Source organism: Pseudolysinimonas kribbensis, assembly GCF_030161895.1.
Lineage (GTDB): Bacteria > Actinomycetota > Actinomycetes > Actinomycetales > Microbacteriaceae > Pseudolysinimonas > Pseudolysinimonas kribbensis.
The window spans coordinates 1539793-1560343 of record NZ_BSVB01000001.1 but is presented as its reverse complement, the minus strand read 5'-3'; the positions used below and the strand labels follow the sequence as shown (position 1 = coordinate 1560343).

Annotated in this window: 24 protein-coding genes, 1 tRNA gene and 2 pseudogenes; 19 read left to right on the top strand and 8 right to left on the bottom strand. The window is 70.8% G+C overall.

Annotated features, from left to right (window positions below):
- The first annotated feature begins 6 nt into the window (after nucleotides 1–6).
- The 11 genes from QQK35_RS08760 (at nucleotide 7) to QQK35_RS08710 (ending at nucleotide 9450) form a co-directional block, all read left to right on the top strand.
- Nucleotides 7–708, top strand: coding sequence for an NAD(P)/FAD-dependent oxidoreductase (locus tag QQK35_RS08760; protein ID WP_284253835.1), 702 nt, complete (start codon nucleotides 7–9; stop codon nucleotides 706–708).
- Nucleotides 678–1502, top strand: coding sequence for an FAD-dependent oxidoreductase (locus QQK35_RS08755; RefSeq protein WP_284253834.1), 825 nt, complete (start codon nucleotides 678–680; stop codon nucleotides 1500–1502). Before QQK35_RS08760 ends, QQK35_RS08755 begins: the two co-directional genes overlap by 31 nt.
- Nucleotides 1499–2923 carry an FAD/NAD(P)-dependent oxidoreductase gene (locus QQK35_RS08750; protein WP_284253833.1) on the top strand — a complete coding sequence of 475 codons (1425 nt, stop codon included), beginning with the start codon at nucleotides 1499–1501 and terminating at the stop codon, nucleotides 2921–2923. The genes QQK35_RS08755 and QQK35_RS08750 overlap by 4 nt, the downstream gene beginning before the upstream one ends.
- On the top strand, nucleotides 2920–3852 hold the full coding sequence (locus tag QQK35_RS08745) for a dihydrodipicolinate synthase family protein (protein WP_284253832.1): 933 nt from the start codon (nucleotides 2920–2922) through the stop codon (nucleotides 3850–3852). Before QQK35_RS08750 ends, QQK35_RS08745 begins: the two co-directional genes overlap by 4 nt.
- Nucleotides 3852–4853, top strand: a complete 1002-nt coding sequence (locus QQK35_RS08740; RefSeq protein ID WP_284255655.1) for a proline racemase family protein — start codon at nucleotides 3852–3854, stop codon at nucleotides 4851–4853. The genes QQK35_RS08745 and QQK35_RS08740 overlap by 1 nt, the downstream gene beginning before the upstream one ends.
- Before the next feature lie 462 nt (nucleotides 4854–5315).
- Nucleotides 5316–6206, top strand: a complete 891-nt coding sequence (locus tag QQK35_RS08735; protein WP_284253831.1) for an LCP family protein — start codon at nucleotides 5316–5318, stop codon at nucleotides 6204–6206.
- A gap of 221 nt (nucleotides 6207–6427) precedes the next feature.
- Nucleotides 6428–6565 carry a hypothetical protein gene (locus QQK35_RS08730; protein ID WP_284253830.1) on the top strand — a complete coding sequence of 46 codons (138 nt, stop codon included), beginning with the start codon at nucleotides 6428–6430 and terminating at the stop codon, nucleotides 6563–6565.
- Nucleotides 6562–7347 (top strand): sugar-binding protein, encoded by a 786-nt coding sequence (locus tag QQK35_RS08725; protein ID WP_284253829.1) that lies wholly within the window; start codon nucleotides 6562–6564, stop codon nucleotides 7345–7347. The genes QQK35_RS08730 and QQK35_RS08725 overlap by 4 nt, the downstream gene beginning before the upstream one ends.
- The gene (locus QQK35_RS08720; protein WP_284253828.1) at nucleotides 7344–8660 is read left to right on the top strand and encodes a glucuronyl esterase domain-containing protein; all 1317 of its coding nucleotides are present in this window, start codon (nucleotides 7344–7346) and stop codon (nucleotides 8658–8660) included. Before QQK35_RS08725 ends, QQK35_RS08720 begins: the two co-directional genes overlap by 4 nt.
- A complete protein-coding gene (locus QQK35_RS08715) occupies nucleotides 8612–9286 on the top strand; it encodes an FIMAH domain-containing protein (protein ID WP_284253827.1) in 675 nt (224 codons plus the stop codon). The genes QQK35_RS08720 and QQK35_RS08715 overlap by 49 nt, the downstream gene beginning before the upstream one ends.
- A gap of 74 nt (nucleotides 9287–9360) precedes the next feature.
- A tRNA-Ser gene (locus QQK35_RS08710) sits at nucleotides 9361–9450 on the top strand.
- Between the two features lie 249 nt (nucleotides 9451–9699).
- Here the strand turns inward: QQK35_RS08710 and QQK35_RS08705 are convergent.
- Both QQK35_RS08705 and QQK35_RS08700 read right to left on the bottom strand, forming a co-directional pair.
- Nucleotides 9700–10125 carry a hypothetical protein gene (locus QQK35_RS08705; RefSeq protein ID WP_284253826.1) on the bottom strand — a complete coding sequence of 142 codons (426 nt, stop codon included), beginning with the start codon at nucleotides 10123–10125 and terminating at the stop codon, nucleotides 9700–9702.
- The gene (locus tag QQK35_RS08700) at nucleotides 10122–11027 is read right to left on the bottom strand and encodes an ABC transporter substrate-binding protein (protein WP_284253825.1); all 906 of its coding nucleotides are present in this window, start codon (nucleotides 11025–11027) and stop codon (nucleotides 10122–10124) included. The genes QQK35_RS08705 and QQK35_RS08700 overlap by 4 nt, the downstream gene beginning before the upstream one ends.
- 112 nt (nucleotides 11028–11139) lie before the next feature.
- Between QQK35_RS08700 and QQK35_RS20385 the strand changes: the two are divergent.
- A pseudogene (locus QQK35_RS20385) lies at nucleotides 11140–11232 on the top strand (hypothetical protein); the annotation flags it as partial.
- A gap of 56 nt (nucleotides 11233–11288) precedes the next feature.
- Here the strand turns inward: QQK35_RS20385 and QQK35_RS08695 are convergent.
- A complete protein-coding gene (locus QQK35_RS08695; protein WP_284255782.1) occupies nucleotides 11289–11576 on the bottom strand; it encodes a hypothetical protein in 288 nt (95 codons plus the stop codon).
- On the opposite strand from QQK35_RS08695, the gene QQK35_RS08690 reads away from it, so the two are divergent.
- A complete protein-coding gene (locus QQK35_RS08690; RefSeq protein WP_284253824.1) occupies nucleotides 11463–12140 on the top strand; it encodes a substrate-binding domain-containing protein in 678 nt (225 codons plus the stop codon). The two genes, QQK35_RS08695 and QQK35_RS08690, sit on opposite strands and share 114 nt — an antisense overlap.
- Here QQK35_RS08690 and QQK35_RS08685 read toward each other — a convergent pair.
- Both QQK35_RS08685 and QQK35_RS08680 read right to left on the bottom strand, forming a co-directional pair.
- Nucleotides 12120–12608, bottom strand: a complete 489-nt coding sequence (locus QQK35_RS08685) for a substrate-binding domain-containing protein (RefSeq protein ID WP_284255654.1) — start codon at nucleotides 12606–12608, stop codon at nucleotides 12120–12122. The two genes, QQK35_RS08690 and QQK35_RS08685, sit on opposite strands and share 21 nt — an antisense overlap.
- Before the next feature lie 109 nt (nucleotides 12609–12717).
- Entirely contained in the window at nucleotides 12718–13167 is a 450-nt protein-coding gene (locus QQK35_RS08680; protein ID WP_284253823.1) for a LacI family DNA-binding transcriptional regulator, read from the bottom strand.
- A gap of 182 nt (nucleotides 13168–13349) precedes the next feature.
- On the opposite strand from QQK35_RS08680, the gene QQK35_RS08675 reads away from it, so the two are divergent.
- On the top strand, nucleotides 13350–14501 hold the full coding sequence (locus QQK35_RS08675; protein ID WP_284253822.1) for an ABC transporter substrate-binding protein: 1152 nt from the start codon (nucleotides 13350–13352) through the stop codon (nucleotides 14499–14501).
- A 393-nt stretch (nucleotides 14502–14894) separates the two neighbouring features.
- Here the strand turns inward: QQK35_RS08675 and QQK35_RS08670 are convergent, their stop codons facing one another.
- Nucleotides 14895–15053: a hypothetical protein gene (locus tag QQK35_RS08670; protein WP_284253821.1), complete on the bottom strand. Its 159-nt coding sequence runs from the start codon at nucleotides 15051–15053 to the stop codon at nucleotides 14895–14897.
- A gap of 21 nt (nucleotides 15054–15074) precedes the next feature.
- Between QQK35_RS08670 and QQK35_RS08665 the strand changes: the two genes are divergently transcribed.
- The 5 genes and pseudogenes from QQK35_RS08665 to QQK35_RS08645 all read left to right on the top strand — a co-directional run bounded on the left by QQK35_RS08665 (nucleotide 15075) and on the right by QQK35_RS08645 (nucleotide 18573).
- Entirely contained in the window at nucleotides 15075–15608 is a 534-nt protein-coding gene (locus QQK35_RS08665) for a carbohydrate ABC transporter permease (RefSeq protein WP_284253820.1), read from the top strand.
- Nucleotides 15608–16432 (top strand): carbohydrate ABC transporter permease, encoded by an 825-nt coding sequence (locus QQK35_RS08660; RefSeq protein ID WP_284253819.1) that lies wholly within the window; start codon nucleotides 15608–15610, stop codon nucleotides 16430–16432. Before QQK35_RS08665 ends, QQK35_RS08660 begins: the two co-directional genes overlap by 1 nt.
- 27 nt (nucleotides 16433–16459) lie before the next feature.
- Nucleotides 16460–17398, top strand: a complete 939-nt coding sequence (locus tag QQK35_RS08655) for a glycoside hydrolase family protein (RefSeq protein ID WP_348535006.1) — start codon at nucleotides 16460–16462, stop codon at nucleotides 17396–17398.
- Nucleotides 17399–17407: 9 nt separating this feature from the next.
- Nucleotides 17408–18028 (top strand): annotated as a pseudogene (locus QQK35_RS08650) (serine hydrolase domain-containing protein); the annotation flags it as partial.
- A gap of 188 nt (nucleotides 18029–18216) precedes the next feature.
- Nucleotides 18217–18573, top strand: a complete 357-nt coding sequence (locus tag QQK35_RS08645) for a serine hydrolase (protein ID WP_284255653.1) — start codon at nucleotides 18217–18219, stop codon at nucleotides 18571–18573.
- Here QQK35_RS08645 and QQK35_RS08640 read toward each other — a convergent pair.
- Together QQK35_RS08640 and QQK35_RS08635 are read right to left on the bottom strand one after the other, a co-directional pair.
- Nucleotides 18570–19448, bottom strand: coding sequence for an aldo/keto reductase (locus tag QQK35_RS08640; RefSeq protein ID WP_284253818.1), 879 nt, complete (start codon nucleotides 19446–19448; stop codon nucleotides 18570–18572). The genes QQK35_RS08645 and QQK35_RS08640 overlap by 4 nt on opposite strands.
- Nucleotides 19445–20491, bottom strand: a complete 1047-nt coding sequence (locus tag QQK35_RS08635; RefSeq protein ID WP_284253817.1) for a LacI family DNA-binding transcriptional regulator — start codon at nucleotides 20489–20491, stop codon at nucleotides 19445–19447. The genes QQK35_RS08640 and QQK35_RS08635 overlap by 4 nt, the downstream gene beginning before the upstream one ends.
- Nucleotides 20492–20551 lie beyond the last annotated feature (60 nt).

Genomic DNA, 20551 nt, shown 5'->3' with positions numbered 1-20551 from the left:
AGGGCCATGCGCGCGGACGTCGTCGTCGTCGGAGCCGGCATCGTCGGTGCGGCCTGCGCACGTGTGCTGGCCGGCGCGGGCCTCGCCGTGACCGTGATCGATCGATCGGGCGCCGCGAGCGGCACGAGCGCGCAGGGCGAGGGCAACATCCTGGTCTCCGACAAGGACGCCGGCCCGGAGCTCGCGCTCGTGCAGCGCTCGCTCCGGTTGTGGGACGAGCTGCAGGCCGAGCTCGCCGACGAGCTGACGGCCGCCGTTCCCGCGATCGAATACGAGCGCAAGGGTGGCCTCGTGGTCGCGACGACCGAGACCGGTGCGGCGCCGCTGCTCGCCTTCGCGGCGCGTCAGCGGGCGGCCGGAGTCGACGCGCGGGAGCTCGATGACGCGGTCGCCCACGTGCTGGAGCCCGACCTCGCCCCCGGCGTCCACGCCGCGGTGCACTACCCCGAGGACGCGCAGGTGCAGCCGGTGATCGCCGCCGAGGCCCTGCTCGCCTCGGCGCGTTCCCGCGGGGCCCGCACCGCGTACGGCGAGCGGGTCGTCGGCGCGCTGCGCGACGGCGATGGTCGCATCACCGGCGTGCGCACCGACCGGGGCGAGCATCCGGCGGGCGCCGTGGTGCTCGCCGCCGGACCCTGGTCGGGCGAGGTGGCCACCGTGCTCGGCGCCTCCTCCCCGTGCGGCCGCGCCGCGGTGTCGTGCTCGTGACCACCCGGATGCCGCACCGCGTCTTCCACAAGGTCTACGACGCCGACTACGTGGGCGCGGTCGGCTCGGACGATGCGGCGTTGCAGACCTCGAGCGTCATCGAGTCGACCGCCGGCGGCACGGTGCTGGTCGGATCCTCGCGCCGCCAGGCCGGGTTCGACGCGGCGCTCGATCTGGATGCCGTGCGCGAGATCGCGCGCAAGGCCACCCGCGTGTTCCCCTTCCTCGCCGATGCCGCGGTCATGCGCGTGTACGGCGGCTTCCGGCCCTTCATGCCCGACCATCTCCCCGTGATCGGAGCGGACCCGCGGGTCGCCGGCCTGTGGCACGCGACGGGTCACGAGGGCGCCGGCGTCGGCCTGGCGCTCGGCACTGCCGAGCTGCTGCGCGACGTCATGACGGGGCGGCCCCCGCACTCGACCCCGAGCCCTTCTCGCCCGCTCGCGCCTCGCTCGGCCTCGGAGCGGCGGCGTGACCGCGCGCGCGATGCCGCCGGGGGCGACCCGGTGCGGCCGGGAGCGGCCGAGGCCGTGACGATCGTCGTCGACGGCGAGCCGGTCACCGGTGTCCGGGGCCAGTCGATCGCGGGGGTGCTGCTGGCCGCCGATCGCACCGCCTGGCGCACGACCGCAGCGGGTCGGCGGCCGCGTGGGATCTTCTGCGGGATCGGCGTCTGCTTCGACTGCCTCGTGGCGGTCGGCGGGGTGCGCGACATCCGGGCGTGTCAGCGTCCGGCGACCGACGGAGACCTCGTCACGACCCAGGACGAGACGCTGCCGGAGACGACGTCGTGAACGTCGTCGTGGTCGGCGCAGGGCCGGCCGGTCTGGCCGCGGCCGGGGCCGCTCTGGCGGCGGGCGCCGAGGTGACGCTGGTCGACGCCACGACCCAGCTCGGCGGGCAGTTCTGGCGGCACATGCCGGATGCCCGTCCGGCCGCCGCCGAGTCCGCGCTGCATCACCGCTGGTCGCGTTTCACGACGCTGCGCGACCGGCTCGAACGGCATCCCCGGTGCCGGATCCGCACCGGCGCGCAGGTGTGGGCGCTCGACCACGTCGACGGCCGTCCGCGGCTCCAGCTCGCGATCGGCGCCGTCGACGGACCCGACCGCACGATGGAGATCCTCGTGCCGGATGCGCTGGTGCTCGCCACCGGAGCGCACGACCTCACGCTGCCGTTCCCGGGCTGGGACCTGCCGGGCGTCGTCACCGGCGGCGCGGCGCAGGCGCTCGCCAAGGCCGAGCGGGTGGCGATCGGCCGCCGGGTCGTCGTCGCCGGCGCCGGGCCGTTCCTGCTGCCGGTCGCGGCGTCGCTCGCCGCCACGGGCGCGACCGTGCTGAGCGTGCACGAGGCCGCCGGCCGTCGACAGCTCGCCGCCGGCTGGGCGGGCGCTCTGCCCGTGCTCCCCGCGATGGCGGGCAAGCTCGGCGAGCTCGCCGGGTACGCGCGTGGGCAGCTGCGCGGCCGCATCCCGTACCGCGTGGGCAGCGGCGTCATCGCCGCGCACGGCGACGATCGGGTCGAGGCCGTGACGATCGCGCGGCTCGACGCGCAGTGGCGCCCCGTGCCGGGCACGCAGCGCACCGTCGAGGCCGACGCGCTCGCGGTGTCGCACGGCTTCACGCCGCGGCTCGAGCTCGCGCTCGCCGCCGGATGCCGCCTCGATGCCGGCCGTTTCGTCGCGGTCGACGCCGACCAGCGCACGAGCGCGCCGGGCGTGCTCGCCGCCGGCGAGGTGACCGGCATCGGCGGGGCGGACGCCGCCCTCGCCGAGGGCGCGGTTGCGGGGTGGATCGCGGCCGGCGGGGCCGCCCACGATCCCCGCGTCGCGCGTGCCCGGGCCGCGGTGCGCCGGTACCGCCGGTTCGCGCGGGCGCTCGCCGCCGCGCACGGCCCACGGCCCGGCTGGCGCGACGGGCTCACCGACGACACGATCGTCTGCCGCTGCGAGGAGGTGCCGTACGGCCGGCTGCGCGCGACCGCGACCGCGACGCGGACGCAGAGCCTGCGCTCGCTCCGCCTCACGACGCGCGCGGGGCTCGGACCCTGCCAGGCGCGCATCTGCGGTCGCGTGGTCGAGGAGCTGCTCGCGCGCTCCACCGGCGCGATCCTCGACGACGCGGTCTCCGACTGGCGCCCGATCGTCACCCCGCTGCGCTTCGGCGAGCTCGCACGGACTCCCGAGACCATCCCCACGAAAGGCGAGAGCACATGAGCACCCCCACCACCGACCTGGGCGGCGTCGTCGTCGCGACCGCGCTGCCGTACCGGCCCGACCCCGCCGCGCCCGGCGGTCTCGCCGTCGACCACGATGCCTACGCGGCGCACTGCGACTGGCTCATCGAGAACGGCTGCCGCGGCGTCGGTCCCAACGGATCGCTCGGCGAGTACTCGTCGCTCACCGACGACGAGCGCCGACGCGTCGTGCAGACCGCGGTCTCGGCGGTCGCCGGGCGCGGCATCGTCATCGCCGGAGTCCACGCCCCGGGCTCGCATCTCGCCAGGCGCTGGGCCGAGCTCGCGGCGGAGGACGGTGCCGACGCGGTGCTGTGCCTGCCGCCGACGATGTACCGGGCGTCACGGTCGCAGATCGTCGCCCACTACACCGAGGTGGCCTCGGTCGGCCTGCCCGTCATGCTCTACAACAACCCGATCGACACGAAGGTCGACCTGACGCCCGACGTCGTCGCCGAGCTGGCCGCCATCGACAACGTCGTGGCCGTCAAGGAGTTCTCCGGCGACGTGCGGCGCGCGTTCGAGATCGCGGAGCGCTGCGACATCGACGTGATCGCCGGTGCCGACGACCTGCTGTTCGAGCTCCTCGTCGACGGCGCGGTCGGGTGGTTCGCGGGATTCCCGAACGCGTTCCCCGCGGAGTCGGTCGAGATCTACGAGCTCGCCCGCTCCGGGCGCATCGACGAGGCGCGCGCGCTCTACCGGCACCTCGTGCCGGTCTTCCGCTGGGACTCCCGCACCGAGTTCGTGCAGGCGATCAAGCTGAGCATGGACATGGTCGGCCGATACGGCGGACCGTGCCGCCCGCCGCGCGGGCCGCTCACCGCCGAGCACGAGGCGCTCGTGCGTGCGCAGACCGAGCACGCGCTCGCCGCGCTTGCCGAGCACAAGAGCCGAACGGCGGCGTGATGCACAGCTCCCGCGTCATCTCGGCGATCGACACCCACACCGAGGGCATGCCGACGCGCGTCGTCACGGGCGGCGTCCCGGTCATCCCGGGCGCGACCGGCAACGAGCGCCGCCTGTACGCGATGGAGCACCTCGACGGCCTGCGGCGGTTCCTCATGACCGAGCCGCGCGGACACGCGGCGATGAGCGGCGCGATCCTGCAGCCCTCGACCCGCCCGGATGCCGACTGGGGCGTCGTCTTCATCGAGGTCTCCGGTTTCCTGCCGATGTGCGGGCACGGCACGATCGGCGTCGCGACCGCGCTCGTCGAGGCGGGCATGGTCGAGGTCGTCGAACCGGTCACGACGATCCGGCTCGACACCCCGGCCGGGCTGGTGGTCGCGCGGGTCGCCGTGTCGGGCGGACACGCCGACGCCGTGACGATCGAGAACGTGCCGTCGTACGTCGAGCGGCTCGACGCGCACGTCGAGGTGCCCGGCCTCGGGTCGGTGCCGTACTCGCTCGCGTTCGGCGGCAACTTCTATGCGATGGTCGACCTGGATGCCGTCGGCCTGCCCTTCGATCGCACGCGGCAGCGCGACATCTCGGATGCGGGACTCGCGATCATGCAGGCGATCAACGAGGCCGACCGGCCGCGGCATCCGGAGATCGACGGCGTCGACCACTGCCACCACGTCGAGTTCATCGCACCGGGGTCGACGGCGCGGTACTCCCGGCACGCGATGGCGATCCATCCGGGGTGGTTCGACCGATCGCCGTGCGGCACCGGCACGAGCGCCCGGATGGCCGAGCTGTGGGCGCGCGGCGAGCTGCCGCTCGACACCGACTTCGTCAACGAGTCGTTCATCGGCAGCCGGTTCGTCGGTCGCCTCATCTCGCAGACGACGGTCGGCGACCGGGCGGCCGTCATCCCGACGATCACGGGCCGGGCCTGGGTCACCGGGCTCGGGCAGTACCTGCTCGACCCCTCGGACCCGTACCCGGAGGGATTCGAGTTCTGACCGATTCGCCGCCAATGGTCAGGCGCGACAGGCGAGGATAGGGTCCTGTGTCGCGCGCCGCCCGTCGCGCGGCGCGTGTCCGTCCCGACTGCGACCGCCGAGAGAAGGTGCCGCCGTGAGCGAGTTCCGCGATCGATCCTCCCGTCAGCCCGCCGGCGCCACCGTCGCGCGGCACGGGCGACTGACCCGCTCCGCCGCGTGGAGGACCGTCCTCGCCGTGCTCGGCGGCGCGGTCGCGGTCGCGCTCGTCGCCGTCGGATCCGTCGCGGCGATCGCGGTGAACAACCTGCACGCGAACATCAAGACCGTCTCGATCGGCGCGGACAAGGCCGGGCCACCGCCCAGCATCGGGGCGATGAAGGGCGGGTTCAACATCCTGCTCGCCGGCTCCGACACCCGTGACGGCCAGGGGGCATCGGTGATCCGAGGCACGACAGCGGGAGCGCCCTCAACGACGTCACGATGCTCATGCACGTCGCGCACGACCAGAAGAGCGCCACGGTCGTCAGCATCCCGCGTGACATGGTCGTGCCCATCCCGCGGTGCGACAAGGGCGGTCCGGCGACCGGTCTGCCGATCAACACGACGCTCTCCTACGGCGGCCTGCCGTGCACTGTCGCCACGGTCGAGAACCTGACCGGCCTCAAGATCCAGTTCGCCGGCCTCATCACCTTCCAGGGCGTCATCGCGATGTCGGACGCGGTCGGCGGCGTCGACGTCTGCGTCAACGCGCCCATCCACGATCCGTACACGGGGCTGAACCTGCCCAAGGCGGGCACGTACACGCTCCAGGGGGCCGACGCGCTCGCGTTCCTGCGCTCGCGGCACGGCGTCGGCGACGGCAGCGACCTCGGCCGCATCACCTCGCAGCAGGTGTACCTCTCGTCGCTGGTGCGCACGATCAAGAGCAGCGGCACGCTCACCGACTTCGGCAAGCTGTACGGGATCGCCGAGGCCGCCACGAAGAACATCACGCTCAGCGAGAACTTCACCCGCCTCGACACCCTCGTGTCGGTCGCCCTCGTGCTCAAGAACATCCCGCTGCAGAACATCGTCTTCGTGCAGTACCCCGGCACGACCGGTGGCACCGGCATCTTCTCCGGCAAGGTGCAGCCCACCAGGTACATCGCCGATCAGCTGTTCGCAGCACTCAAGGCCGACAAGCCGATCGGGCTCGACGACCGCTCGGTGGGCGGCGATCACTCCGGCTCGACCCTCGACCCGAACGCGCCCCAGCCCACCGGCACGAGCACGCCCAGCCCGTCCGGCACCCCCTCGGACGCCCAGGTGATCTCGGGTCTGCAGGGCCAGACGGCCGAGCAGCGCACCTGCTCCGTCGCCTACCACTTCTGAGTCGGGGCGGGCGTTGACGCTCGTCAGGGCCAGGTGGTAGCTTCCGAGAAAGCGGTTTCACAGAGCCGCTGATCCGCCGCCCCATGCACTCGACGGGAACGGCATCGGGCGGATGTCGCACCTCACGAAGCGGTGGGCGGCGACGAACGGAGGGGCGGTTCCCGTAGTCGAGTGCGCTCACGCGCGCCCGGCGTCGATGGTGACGAACAACGGAGATCTCAGTGAGAAGACTGACCAGGTCCCTGGCGGTGCTCGTGCCCGCGGCCCTGCTCATCGGCGCGGTGGCGCCGGCGGCGGCAGCGGCGGCGAGCCCGGGGACGCCTACCCCTACACCCAGCCCGGCGACAAGAAGTACGTGACGAACACCGACGTTCTCGAGCGCTTCTCGCCCGACGGCGGCGACAACCAGAGCTACAAGGTCACGGCCGACCGCGCGCAGGCCGACGCGTCGTTCACGACGCAGGCCCCCGCCGTCGACGGCGTCAAGGACGCCGCATGGAATGGCGCGAAGAGCTATCCGATCGGCCACACGTTCGACGCCGGCATGACCGGCGACGACCCGGATGCCACGACCGACGGCACCCTGCGCCTCCTGTGGGACGGCCCCGTGCTCTACGGCCTCGTGCAGGTGAGCGGCGACAGCACGGAGTCCGACACCGCGACCCCGAACTGGAACACCCCGAGCTACGCCGCGAACACCGACGGCATCTACGTGTCGATGGACGTGTACAACGACCAGTGGGGTTTCGAGACCGACACGCAGGGCACCTTCTTCCTGAGCGCCAACCCGAACCTCACGTCGGTGACGTCGTACAACAACGCCGGCATCCCGTCGCTCGGGTCGTTCTTCAACCCCGCCAATCAGGACTACTCGACGCGGCTGGCGGCGTTCAAGTCGTCGGGGTACACGCCTGGCTCGGGGGTGAACTACACGTACGAGTTCGCGCTGCAGCTGGAGGGCTGGGGCGACCAGCCGGATCGGCAGCTGAGGAACGGCACGAAGGTCGGCCTCGAGGTGGGCGCCTATGATCAGGGTCACTCCTTCACCTACTGGAGCAAGAGCCAGTACTTCACGGGGTTGGAGGACGGCTCGAACCTGCCCGACTCGCAGCGCATCCCGAACCGCGACTGGGGGTCGTGACCCTCGCAGGCTGGAACGGGAAGACCCCGTTCGCGTACAGCGGCTGGAGCGCCGACGAGGACATCCGGTTCTGGGACTCGAAGTCCAACCCGGGCGGTTCCGGCAACGGGACGGCGCCGACCGACGACGGCGACGACAGCGCGGTGTGGACCCCGGCATCCCGCGACCGGATGATCGCCGCGAAGTCCGCCTATCTGGCGGTGAAGGACAGCCCGACGGCCACGCGTGCCCAGAAGGAGGCCGCCGTCACGAGGGTGACGACCGCGTTCGCGGGACTGCGCTGGGGCGACACCACCTATCCCGACCCGCACGACCTGCCCGCGACGCAGATCGTGCCGAGCCCCTTCACCTTCTTCGACCCGAGCAAGGGCACGAACGGCCAGGTGACGACGTCGGCGCAGTGGCAGCAGCGCAAGCAGGAGCTGCTCTCGCTCGCGCAGTTCTACGAGTACGGGTACAAGCCGCAGCTCGGCGTCGATTACACCGTGAAGGTCACCGGCAACGCGTACGCGGGCACCGGCAATCCGGTCGTCACGGCGCAGGTGATCCCGACCAACCGCAACTTCGACGGCGGCGTGCCGGTGAACATCTCGATCCCGATCACGCTGCCGACGTCGGTGCCCGGCGGCGGCAAGGCGGCGGTGGGGTTCAGCACGAACTTCACGGCCAACGGGATCGCGAACGTCACGTTCCCGTCCTGGGCCTTCGATGTGCGGACGGATGCCGGTGCGTGGGGCAACCCGAACCGGATCGGCACCTTCTACACGCTGTTCCCGTACCAGCGGAACAGCACGTCGGCCGACTCGAGCATCCTCATCGCGCACGCGACGGCGGTCTCCGTCTACCTCGACGCGCTGCAGGCCGCCGTGTCGCAGAACGCGGCGCTCGCCGCGAAGATCGACCCGGGTCGCGCCGTGACGAAGGGCTTCTCGATCAACGGCAAGGAGGCGTTCGTCGCCGCGCTCTTCGACGACCGCGTCAAGGCGGTCGTCGCGGGCGGCGCGGGGGCGACCGGCCCGGCGAACTGGCGTTACAACGCCCAGGGCCAGGAGTTCGACTTCGCCGGTACGGCGTACGACAACCCGGGCGCCGACACGGTCGTGTCGCACGGCACCGAGGGCCCGGCAATTCGTACCGGCACAACCGGGTGCGCGAGACCGAGCTGTTCCGGCACTTCCTGCCGTACGGCCACGAGTACACGCACGAGGACGGCTCGTACGGCTACGGCGACTACATTCGGCTGCCGTTCGATCAGGCCGACCTGGTGGCGACGCTCGCGCCCGACCGCGCGATCATCATCGACACCAACCTGAACGACTACAACGACGGCGCGGACACCGACAACATGAGCCTCGAGATCGCCAAGAGCGTCTACGACAACCTCGGGGTGAACGGGTCGGACTACGTCAAGTTCAACATCGGCAAGTACGTGTCGGCGGGCGACCCCCACGGTGCGGCTCCGGCCGCGCCCGAGGGTCGCTACCTGAGTGACTTCCTCTACGGCACGTCGACGGTCACGGCCGCCGACGCGACGCAACTGAACACCGACCCGTACGCGCTCAAGGTCTCGAACGGTCAGACCGAGAGCCCGTACGACTATTACTGGGGCGGCTACAACGGGATCACGGGCGGCACCGACGGCATCGCCGGCGCGAGCGGCTGGTACTTCGCCGGCTTCGACTCGGAGCTCGCGGGCCTGAAGAGCGCGGTCGCGGGGGCGCACCTGAACGGCGGTCTCACGAACGCCCTGACGGTGAAGCTGGACCACGCCGCGAAGCAGCTCGACAAGGGCAAGAAGGCCCAGGCGGTCGACCAGCTCGAGGCCTTCGTGTCGCAGGTGCGCGACCTCGCAGCGGCCGGCAAGCTCGGTGCCGCGCCGTCGCGTGCCCTGGTCGCGGCCGCGGAGCAGCTGGTGCTGAACATCAACGCCGGCAGCTGAGATCCGGGTCCGGATGGCGCCCCCTCCCACGACGGGGCGCCATCCGGCAGCCGCTATAGTTGCTGACGCAACCGGGAGACGTCGCATAGTCCGGTCGAGTGCACCACCCTGCTAAGGTGGAGACCCCTCCTGGGGGTCCGAGGGTTCAAATCCCTCCGTCTCCGCAAGAAAATCCCCGGTCGGTGGGATGTGCGGGTCCGTGGCGTCGGTCTCGTCGGGCTACGATGCGCGGGCACTCAGCGCGCGAGCCAGCCGCCGTCGACGGGGATGATGACGCCCGAGACCTAGTCCGATGCCGCGGACGCGAGGAACGCCGTCACGCGGCGAGGTCATCCGGCCGGCCCCGGCGTCCGGCGGGGATCCGGCACGTTGATGCCGCCCTGGAATCTGAGCGTGCTCGTGCCGGCGTCGTTCTACTTCTTGAGGCTCGCCTCGAGCTTGGCCTGCAGCGTGGTCAGCGACTCCTTCGGGGTCTCCTTCAGCGACAGCAGCGACTGCGCCCAGTCCGTCATCGCGGGTGTGCTGTCGACGATCGTCACGTTCGCGAACAGGGCGTCGCCGCCGGGAGCGGCCCAGGTCTTGCAGATCGGCTGCCACACCGAGATGAGCTTGGCCGCGTTGGCGTCGGACGAGAACTCCGGCGTCTCGGCGATCGACTTCAGCACAGGCAGGCCGATGCCCGTGTGCTTGGTCCACAGCGGCGCCATGTTCTCGTAGTAGTAGGTCAGGAAGTCCTCGGAGTCCTTCTGACTCGGGGTGTGCTTGTACATCATGATGTTATTCGGGAAGTACAGCGCGCCCTTCTTGCCGGTCGCCCCCACCAGCGGGTCCCCGATCACGACGTCGCTGGCGAACCTGCCGCCCAGGTTGGATGCGAGGCCCGGCCCTCGTAGCCCATCGCGAAGCGGTCGGCCTTCCACTGCGCCTGCGCGTTGTCGGTCGAGTATCCCGCGCTGCCCGGGTCGACGTAGCCCTTCCGGATCATCTCGACGACGAACTCGAGGGCCTGGATGTTCTCCGGCGTCACGCAGCGCGGCTTCTGCTCCTCGTCGAAGAGCCCGCCCCCGTTGTTGATGAGCAGCCCCACGAGGATCTGGAAGCCGTTCCCGTTCTTGCCCGACGCGATCCCGAACCCGTATGCGCCGATCTTCTTGAGCGCCTCGCACGCGTCGAGGTAGGTCTGCCAGTCCTTGGGCGGCTCGACCCCGGCCTTCTCGAGCAGCGGCTTGCTGTACCAGAGGGCGCGCATGTCGAGGTTGTACGGGATCGCGACGTAGCCCTGCGACGTCTTCATGGTGCCGAGCAGACCCGGCAGGAAGTCGTCGTACAGTCCGTTCTTCTTCCACGAGTCGAGCAGGTCGTCGGCCGGGGCGATCTTGTCCTCGGTCGCGAACTGGAACGCCTGGGTGCCGCTGCCGCTGCTGACGGCCGGCCCCGTGTTGGCGGCGATCGCCGAGGCGAACGTGGTGACGAAGTCCGCCCACTGCACCGTCTGGTAGGTCACACGGGGCAGCCCCTTCTTCGGACTGAACGCCTCGGAGATCTTCTTGTCGAGCGGATTGAACGCCGTGCCGCCCCAGGGCATGTTCCAGAACTTGAGGGCCTGGCCTCCGCCCGATCCGGGAGCGCACGCGGCGAGTGCGGCCGTCAGGCCGACCGCGGCCGATCCGAGCAGCAGCGATCGGCGGGTCAGCCGGGGGTGGTGGTCATGATGTCCCTTCGTCGTCGAAGGGGCCCGCATTGCGCAATCATCCGGCGCTCTCGGCGGGCCCTGTGCTCAGGATGCTGCCAGCAGAACCCGCCCGATCGACCGGGGCGGCCGACACTTTGCGCAAACTCGATAGCATCGCGCGATGGCCTCCACCGAACGCCGGGTGACCCTCGCCGACGTCGCGGCACTCGCATCGACGTCGGTGCCGACCGCGTCGAAGGTCATGCGCGGCCGCACCGACGTCTCGACCGCGATGCGCCGTCGCGTGCTGGACGCTGCGCACCAGCTGGGCTATGGCGGCGCCGACCAGCGCCCGGCCCGGCTGACCCCTCTGCCGCCGCTGGTCGACCTGGTGATCAGCGACGTCGAGGGCACCTGGGCCAACGGCGTGCTGACCGGTGTGGAGGATGCGGCGACGGCCGCGGGCACCGACGTGGTCATCACGATCGCCCGGTCGGGGAGGGATTGGGTGACCCGGCTGCTGCGCCGCCCGTCCGAGGGTGCCGTCATCATGCTCGTCGACCCCGCGCCCTCGGAGCTCGCCGCCCTGCGGCGGGCGCGCATCCCGATCGTGCTCATCGACCCGATGAGCCCCCGCCGCGGGATGTGCCGACGGTCGGCGTCACGAACTGGGAGGGCGGGCGGTCCGCGGCCGAGCACCTCGCGGGGCTCGGCCATTCCGCCCTCGCCGTCATCGGCGGCCACCGCCACCATCGCTACAGCAAGGCACGGATCGACGGCTTCCGCTCCGTGGTCCCGGATGCCTCGATCCGCATCGGCTTCGCCGACTGGCGCCGCGCCGACGCGCACCGCCAGGCGCTCGGAATCCTGCGCGGTCCGGGCCGTCCGACCGCCGTCTTCGCGTGCTCGGACCTCATGGCGCTCGGCGTCTACGACGCGGCGAAGGATCTGGGGCTGCGGATCCCCGACGACCTCAGCGTGATCGGCTTCGACGACGTGCCCGAGGCCGGATGGGCGACACCGACCCTGACCACGGTGCGCCAGCCCCTCACGGAGATGGGCTCCGCGGCCATGCGGCTGCTTCTGGCCAATCGCGGCGGCCGCCCGCCGGTGGGGTCCGTCGTGCGGTTCGAGCTCGCGACGTCTCTGGTCGTGCGATCGTCAACCGCTGCTCGCGGATGAGGGCGGCGCCGTGTCGACGACGGAGCTGCGTTCGATCAGCGGCATCGGCACGAGGTACTCGCCCGGCTCCGGGGCGGCGGCGAGCAGGAGACGCACCGCCTCCCGCCCCATCTCCTCGTGCGGCAGCGACACGGTCGTGAGACCGGGTCGCAGGTAGGCCGCGAGCTCGTCGTTGTCGAAGGAGACGACCGACACGTCGGAGCCGGCCCGCAGGCCGTGCTCGCTCAGGGCCTGGTAGGCGCCGAAGGCCAACCGGTCGTTCATGCAGAGCAGGGCCCGCACGTCGTCGCGCCGCTCCAGCAGCCGCGAGGTCACGTCGTAGCCGTTGTCGGGCTCCCACTCCCAGCAGGACTCCTCCGCGACGAACGCGAGGCCCAGCTCGTCCATGCGGCCGCGGATGCCGCGAACCCGGCGCTCGACGGTCGCCGACCGGAAGAGGTCGCGCTCGACAACCTGGTTCTGCCCGATGAGGGCGATGCCCGTGCGGTGACCCGCTCCCGCGAGAGCGTCGACCGCGGCGCGCCCCCGCGCTCCTCGTCGGGCAGCACCGCGATCGGATAGCGGTCGTTCGTCGCGTTCAGCATGACCACGGAGGTCGAGCGCGGCACCTCGGGCACGTAGAGCTCGCGCGCGCGCATCGTGGCGAAGATGACCCCGTCGACCTGCCGGTCGAGGACCGCCTCGATCGCCTCGGTCTCGCGGGCGGGCTCGCCCCCGTCTCGAGCACGAGCACGACGTGGCCGGCGCTCTCCGCCTCCTCGAGCGCACCCTTGATGAGTCCGCTCGCGAATCGTGTTGTGGCGACGACGTCGGAGATGAAGCCGATCGTGTAGGTGCGGTCGGTGCGCAGGGCGCGCGCGCCGATGTTCGGCCGGTAGCCCAGGTCCCGCGCCGCGGCATTCACCCGCGCGTGCGCGTCGGCCGAGAGGCGGGTGTCCGGCTTGCCGTTGAGGATCATGGATGCGGCCGTGGGCGAGACTCCGGCTCGACGGGCGACATCCGCCAGAGTGACCCGCTTGACCGTCATCCCGAGTCCTCCGATTCGCAGCGTAGTTGGTGCGGGGCAGCCGCCGGCGCCGGCGACCCGCCTTGACATGGCCTCGTCCGCCCCGCACACTACCTAGTGCTAAAACCATTTAGCAGCATATCGGACAGGCGAAACCGGTCCGGGCCGAGAGTTGTTCCGACGATTCGACGAAGGAGTCCACCATGAGGCATTCCCCAGCGGCGACCCGCGCCACGACCATTGCGGTCGGCGCGGTCGTCGCGTTGTTGGCGCTCGCCGGCTGCGCCCCGGGCAGCAGCGGCGGCGGCGCCGCGCAGACCGGCAAGGTCAGCACGACGCTCACCACGAAGAAGGTGACGCTCAAGATCCAGGACGAGACCGGGTTCCCCGTCACCTCGAAGCTGGCCGCCGAGTTCACCAAGCAGCACCCCAACGTGAAGTTCAAGATCGTGCGCGACAGCTTCCAGAACCTGCTCGCCAACGCGCCGCGGCTCATGGCGAGCGCCGACGCTCCCGACCTCATCCGTCTGGCCACCCTCGGGTCCAACGTCAAGGACGGGCTGCTGACCAACCTGGATCCCTACTTCGACGCCTACGGCTGGAACAAGTTCTCCGCCGGGCAGCTCGCTCCCGCGCGGATGACCAAGGCCGGCGTGCGCGGTGAGGGCTCGCTCTGGCAGTTCGGCATCGGCTACAGCGTCACCGGCATCTACATGAACCAGAAGCTCGCCGACAAGGTCGGGATCACCGCGGTCCCGCAGACGCTCGACGAGCTCGAGGCCGACCTGCAGAAGGCCAAGGACGCCGGGGTGCTGCCGGTCCAGACGGGCATGCAGGACGGCGTCGGCACCTTCACGCTGCAGGCTCTCATCAACCAGTACGGCGACAAGCAGAAGCTCATCGACTGGATGTTCAACAAGCCGGGGGCCACCTTCGACACGCCGGCCGTGGTCAAGGGCGCGACGGTCTTCCAGGACTGGGCCAAGAAGGGCTACCTGCCGCCCGACGTGAACGCCATCAACTACACGACGATGGTCGCGAACTTCTCGGCGGGCCAGGGGCTGTTCATGTGGGACGGCAACTGGGACGCGGCGAACGTCCAGAAGGCCCTCGGCAAGGACGGCGCGCAGTTCTTCCTCGCGCCGCCGGTCAAGAAGGGCGACAAGTACGTCGCGATGGGAACCGGCAACACGTTCGCCGTCCCCGCGAAGTCCACGCACCACGACACGACGCTCTACTTCCTGAACTGGATCGCCACCAACGCGAAGGCGCGCCAGATCGTCGTCGACGTGACGGGCGCCTCGCCCGGGGCGACCCCGCCCAGAAGCTCCCGAGCGTCGAGAAGGGGAGCCTGATCGAGAAGGCGCTGGAGCTGTCGGCGACCGTCGGCAAGGACGACGGATTCACCGACTTCATCGCCAACACCACGTCGGGCATCTACCAGGGCGCCTTGCAGCCGGATGAGCAGCTGCTGCTGACCGACAAGATGACGCCGGCCGATTTCGCCAAGGCGATCCAGGCCTTCTACCTGAAGGACCTCGCCGGCTCGTGAGCACCACCACCCAGCGCCGCGCTCCCCGGAGGACCTCCCGGGGAGCGCGGCGCGCGCTCGCGGTCGGCTGGCTGTTCCTGCTGCCGGCCGTGATCGCCTACCTGTTGTTCGTGCTGTACCCGCTCGTGACGGCGATCCAGTACTCCTTCTACAAGTGGAACGGCATCGGCGCCTCCACCTGGATCGGCTTCGGGAACTACGCCGAGATCTTCACGGAGCCGACGCTGCTCGCGCCGATCGTCAACGCGCTCGTGCTGATCGTCTTCTTCACGATCATCCCGATCATCAGCGGCCTGGTGCTGGCCACGCTGATCCGGGACATGAAGCAGGGCCCGTTCGCGGCGACGGCGCGCACCGTCCTCTTCCTCCCCAGATCGTGCCGCTCGTCGCGGCGGGCATCGCCTGGTCGTGGATGTACGCGCAGACCGGCACGATCAATCAGATCCTCCACGCCGTCGGGCTGGGATTCCTCTCCCGCTCGTGGCTCGCCGACTTCGGCACCGCGCTGCCCGCCGTCGGCCTCATCGGATCGTGGGTCCTCACCGGGCTGTGCACCGTGCTCCTGCTCACCGGCATGGGCAAGATCGACCCGTCGCTGTACGAGGCGGCCCGCATCGACGGCGCCGGCTGGTTCCGGCTCTTCGGGTCGGTCACGTTGCCCGGCGTCCGCCAGGAGATCGTCGTGCTCGTCACGATCACGGTGATCTCGGCGCTCAGCAGCTTCGACATCATCTACACGACCACCAAGGGCGGCCCCGGCACCACGACCCTCGTCCCCGGCATCTCGATCTTCCGCCTCGCCTTCGTGCAGGGGCAGGTCGGGCTCGCGTCGGCACTCGGCGTCGTCCTGCTCATCCTCGTGCTCGCCGTCGTGCTGCCGGTGCAGCGATTCTCCCGGGAGGCCGACTGATGGTCATGACGCGAAGCGAGATCATCGTGGGGCGAATCGTCCTGGTCGTGATCCTCGTCCTGACGGTGCTGCCGCTGCTCAGCATGCTGTCGGCCGCGCTGCAGTCGCCGGACCGGATCCCGACCGGCCTGGCGTGGCCCACCCATCCGCACTGGGAGAACTTCGTCACGGCGTTCACGGTGGGGCACGTCTGGGTGCTGCTGGGGTCGAGCCTGCTGATCGTCGTCGTCGTGGTGCCCGTCAGCTTGCTGTTCGCGACCCTCGCGGGGTACGCGCTCGGCAATCTCCGGGTGCGGGGCGGCCGCATCGTGCTCGTCGCGATGGTGCTGGGCCTGACGATCCCGTTCGAGGCGATCGTGATCCCGCTCTACTACCAGATCACCTCGTACGGGCTGCTGAACACCCAATGGGCGATCATCCTGCCGCTGATCGGGCTCTACATGCCGTTCGGCGTGTTCTGGATGCGCGCCCACTTCCTCGGCGTGCCGCGGGAGCTCTCCGAGGCCGCCCGGGTCGACGGGGCCGGCGTGCTGCAGGAGTTCGCCCGCATCCAGATCCCGCTGGCGCGGCCGGCGCTCTCGGCGCTCGGCATCCTGATCTTCCTCTGGACCTGGAACCAGTTCCTGCTGCCGCTCGTGCTCGTCGACGACCCCGACAAGCGCACGATGGCGGGAGCCCTCGGAGCGTTCCAGGGGCAGTACATCGACGCGCTCCCGCTGCTGTTCGCCGCCGCGCTCATCGTCATGCTGCCCACGATCGTGATCTACATCGTCTTCCAGCGTCAGTTCATCCGGGCCCTGCTGCAGGGCGCGGTCAAGGGGTGACCGGATGACGTTCGCCCTCCCGGATCACTGGGTCTGGGACTTCTGGATCGCCGACGACGGAACGATCTTCCACCTCTATTACCTGCACGCGCCGCGATCGCTCGGCGACCCGCACCTGCGGCACCGCAACGCGGCGATCGGCCACGCGACGTCCGACGATCTCATCACCTGGACGGATCACGGACCGGTGATCGGGCCGGGCCGGGCGGGGAGGCCGACGCGAGCGCCGCGTGGACCGGCAGCGTCATCCGGGACGACGCGGCGGGACTGTGGCGCATGTTCTACACCGGATCGCGCTTCCCGTCGCCGAGCGACGACGCCAACATCGAGTCGATCGTCGCCGCGAGCTCGCGCGACCTCCACGACTGGGACACGGCGTCCGGCGCCGCGCTCGAGGCGGACCCGCGCTGGTACGAGCTGCTGGGATCCGGCACCTGGCACGAGCAGGCCTGGCGCGATCCGTGGGTGGTCGCCGATCCGCGTGGCGGCTGGCACATGCTGCTGACGGCCCGCGCGGCGGAGGGCGCGGACGAACGGGATCGCGGAGTCATCGGCCATGCCGTCTCCGAGGATCTGCTCCGCTGGGAGGCGCGTCCGCCGCTCAGCCGGCCGGGCAGCGGGTTCGCCCACCTGGAGGTCGTCCAGTGGGTCCTCGTCGAGGGTCGTCCCGTCGTCGTCTTCTCGTGCGACGCCGAGCACCTGGCGGGCGAACGTGCGGCGGATGGCGCCCGCGGGGGCGTCTGGGCCGTGCCGGCCGGCGAGATCGGCACCGAGATCGGGGTCGAGTCGGCGACGCTGCTGACCGATGAGTCGATCTATGCCGGTCGCATCGCCCGGTCGCGCTCCGGGGAGTGGGTGCTGCTCGGGTTCGAGAACGTGGGTGAGCGGGGAGTTCGTCGGCCGGCTGTCCGATCCGCTCCCGTTGCGATGGACGACCCAGGGTCAGCTGGTGTGCCGAGTGGATGAGGTGGTGCGATGACACGACGCGAGGGGCACGTCGCCGAGGGCTTCGAGCCCGTGGCCCGGGCGTTCGAGGCATCGTTCGAGGGTCGCCCGGGGATGGGCGCGGCGCTCGCCGTGCTGCACCGCGGGGAGCTCGTCGTCGACCTGCACGGCGGTTCCGCCGACCGGCACGGTCGCACGCCGTGGACCGATCGCACCCTGAGCGTGATCTTCTCCTGCACCAAGGGCGTGCTGTCGATCCTCGTGGCGCGGCTGGTGCAGGAGGGCCGGCTCGACTACGACGCGCCGGCGATCCGGTACTGGCCGGAGTTCGGGGAGGCGGGCAAGTCCGACCTCACCGTCGGCGACCTTCTCGCCCACCGGGCCGGGCTCTCGGCGCCCCGTCAGGACCTGTCGGTCGACGACATCGTCGACTGGGATCGCATGGTCTCGATCCTCGCCCGGCAGGAGCCGCTCTGGGCCCCGGGCACGGGATGGGCCTATCACGCGATCACGCACGGGTGGCTCGGCGGCGAGCTCGTGCGGCGCGTGACCGGGCGCAGCGTCGGTGACCGGTTCCGCGAGGCGGTGGCCGAGCCGCTCGGCGTGGACATGTGGATCGGGCTGCCGGCCGACCGGCATGATCGGGTCGCGACCATGTGGTCCGGTCCCTCGCTCGACGAGCTCACCGCGACCCAGCAGCGCGAACGCGGATTCCCCGGACACGAGTGGCTTTGGCGGGCGATGACCCTCGGCGGTGCCCTGCCGCCCGAGCTGGTGGGTGACGGCGTCGGGTTCAACGACCCCCGGATCCACAGCGCGGAGATCCCCGGCGCGGGGGGATCGCCGACGCGCGCGCCCTCGCCACGGTCTGGTCAGCCACCGTCACGCCGACCCACGGGGTGCGCCTGCTCGACGACGCGACCCTGGACATCGCGCTCGTCCCCCGCGCGACGGGAGCCCCGGTGTTCGATGCGGCGCCCCCGTGGCCGCGTTGGGGCGCAGGATTCCAGCTGGACTCCGAGGCGCGCCGGTATCTCTCCGACGCGAGCTTCGGCCATGACGGGGCCGGGGGTCAGGTGGCCTTCGCCGACCGCGAGCACGAGATCGGATTCGCGTTCCTCACGAATCAGATGGAGGCCGACGACGACCGCGGGACGCGCATCGTCGATGCCCTGCGGGAGTGCGTGACGCGCTAGCGGAGCCGGTCGTCGAGCACCGAGTCCCCGCGGGGATCAGGCATCTCCTCGACCACGTCCTCCGGGCGGGGCCCGAGCCGGCCGTCGTGCTGCGGTCGTACCACCTGACGCATCTCGTCCTCGCTCAGCGAGAAGTCGGCCAGACGCAGGTTCTGCGCGAGACGAACGTGGTTGGTCGACTTGGGGAAGACGACCCGCCCCGCCTGCAGATGCCACCGCAGCACGATCTGGGAGACCGTTCGCCCGCGTTCGCTCGCGAGATCCTCGAGCACCGGATCGTCGAAAACCCGGCCCTGGGCGAGGGGCGCCCAGGCCTCCGTCACGATTCCATGCCGCGCGTGATACTCGGTCAGCTCCGTCTGGACGAAGTACGGATGAAGCTCCACCTGGTTGACGGCCGGGGTCGGGAGGCCCGAAGCGGCGAGGACCTCGAGCTGGGGGATTCCGAAGTTCGAGACGCCCACGGCGCGCACACGACCATCGTCGCGCAACCGGCAGAGCGCTCTCCAGGTCTCGACGTAATCGGCGACGCCCGGCAACGGCCAGTGAATGAGGTACAGGTCGATGCGTCCGGCGCCGAGTCGGCTGTCGGAGACGTCGAACCCGCGCAGCACGTCGTCGTACCGGTGGCGGCCCGTGGTCACCTTGGACGTGATGAAGACCGACGAAGGATCGACCCCCGAGTCCTCGACGCCGCGCCGCACCTCTTCCTCGTTGCCGTACATCTGCGCGGTATCGACGTGCCGATAGCCCATGCTGACGGCCAGTGCCACCACAGCGCCGGTGCGCTCGGGTTCCAGTCCCCCGACACCGAGGCCCATCCGGGGAAGCCGGACGCCGAGGCCGAGGTCGACACCCTGATCCGGTTCGTTCATCCCGTCCGCCTCGCTCCGACCGACAGCGGCGCGACGGAGCCGCGTCGGATCGACGGCATCGCCACCAGGACCTCCTCGGCCGGAGAACCCCGGTACAGCCGTTCGACCGCCAGCCGGCCCATCGCCTCGTGCGGCAGTGCCACCGTCGTGAGCCCCGGGCGCAGGTAGCTCGAGATGTCGTCATCATCGAAGCTGACCACCGAGATGTCGTCGGGAATCGTCAGACCGGCCTCCGCGATCGCCTGATAGGCGCCGAACGCCAGTCGGTCGTTGAGGCAAAGGAATGCGCGGACCGGCCCTGCGCGCAGCTGCGCGCGGGCGATCCGGTAGCCCTCCTCGGGCTCCCACCGCCGGGAGCCGCCCTGCGCGATGAACCTCGCGCGGTCAGCCGCCATCTGCTCACGGATGCCGTGCATGCGCCGCTCCAGGGTCACCGACGGCGACGATCCACCGATTCCGCTCTCGAAGTCGTACCCCACCAGCCCGATGTCACGGTGCCCCGCCGCGGTCAGCTCGCGCACCGCGGTGCGGCCGCCCTGGAGCTCGTCCGGCAGGATCGCATGCGGATGCGCATCATTCATCGCGTTCAGCATGATCACGTTCACGGAGTCGGGAAAGTCGGGGATGTCGACAGCGCGAGCACGCTCTGCGGCCAGGATGATCCCGTCCACCTGGCGGTCGAGCACTGTATGCATCGCCCGGGCCTCCCGCTCGACGTCGCCCTCAGTCTCGACCACGATCAGCACCTGCCCGAGCTCGTCGGCGGCCTTCATGGCCCCGCGGATCATGCGTGCTGCAAAGCGTGTGGTGGAGACGAAGTCCGACACGAACGCGACCGTGTGGCTCTTGTCGGTGCGCAGGCTCTGTGCCGCGATGTTCGGCCGGTACCCCAGCTCGCGGGCTGCCGTCCGAACGCGTTCCTGCGTCTCCGAGGAGATCCTCGTCCCTGCTCGTCGGTTGAGGATCAGCGAAGCCGAGGCGGACGACACGCCCGCCATGCGCGCGACGTCGGCCAGGGTCACCCGCCTTCTCTCCGCACTCATCCCCACACGATGTCACAGGGTCAGCGCCCCGGTCCCCCGTATTGTCGCGGCGAGCCTTGA

Coding starts and splice junctions, on each gene's coding strand:
- QQK35_RS08760 (WP_284253835.1), top strand. CDS start 7: ATGCGCGCGGACGTCGTCGTCGTCGGAGCCGGCATCGTCGGTGCGGCC.
- QQK35_RS08745 (WP_284253832.1), top strand. CDS start 2,920: ATGAGCACCCCCACCACCGACCTGGGCGGCGTCGTCGTCGCGACCGCG.
- QQK35_RS08740 (WP_284255655.1), top strand. CDS start 3,852: ATGCACAGCTCCCGCGTCATCTCGGCGATCGACACCCACACCGAGGGC.
- QQK35_RS08735 (WP_284253831.1), top strand. CDS start 5,316: ATGCTCATGCACGTCGCGCACGACCAGAAGAGCGCCACGGTCGTCAGC.
- QQK35_RS08700 (WP_284253825.1), bottom strand. CDS start 11,027: ATGCGGGCCCCTTCGACGACGAAGGGACATCATGACCACCACCCCCGG.
- QQK35_RS08695 (WP_284255782.1), bottom strand. CDS start 11,576: ATGAGCACGATCGGGATGCGCGCCCGCCGCAGGGCGGCGAGCTCCGAG.
- QQK35_RS08680 (WP_284253823.1), bottom strand. CDS start 13,167: ATGACGGTCAAGCGGGTCACTCTGGCGGATGTCGCCCGTCGAGCCGGA.
- QQK35_RS08675 (WP_284253822.1), top strand. CDS start 13,350: ATGAGGCATTCCCCAGCGGCGACCCGCGCCACGACCATTGCGGTCGGC.
- QQK35_RS08660 (WP_284253819.1), top strand. CDS start 15,608: ATGGTCATGACGCGAAGCGAGATCATCGTGGGGCGAATCGTCCTGGTC.
- QQK35_RS08640 (WP_284253818.1), bottom strand. CDS start 19,448: ATGAACGAACCGGATCAGGGTGTCGACCTCGGCCTCGGCGTCCGGCTT.
- QQK35_RS08635 (WP_284253817.1), bottom strand. CDS start 20,491: ATGAGTGCGGAGAGAAGGCGGGTGACCCTGGCCGACGTCGCGCGCATG.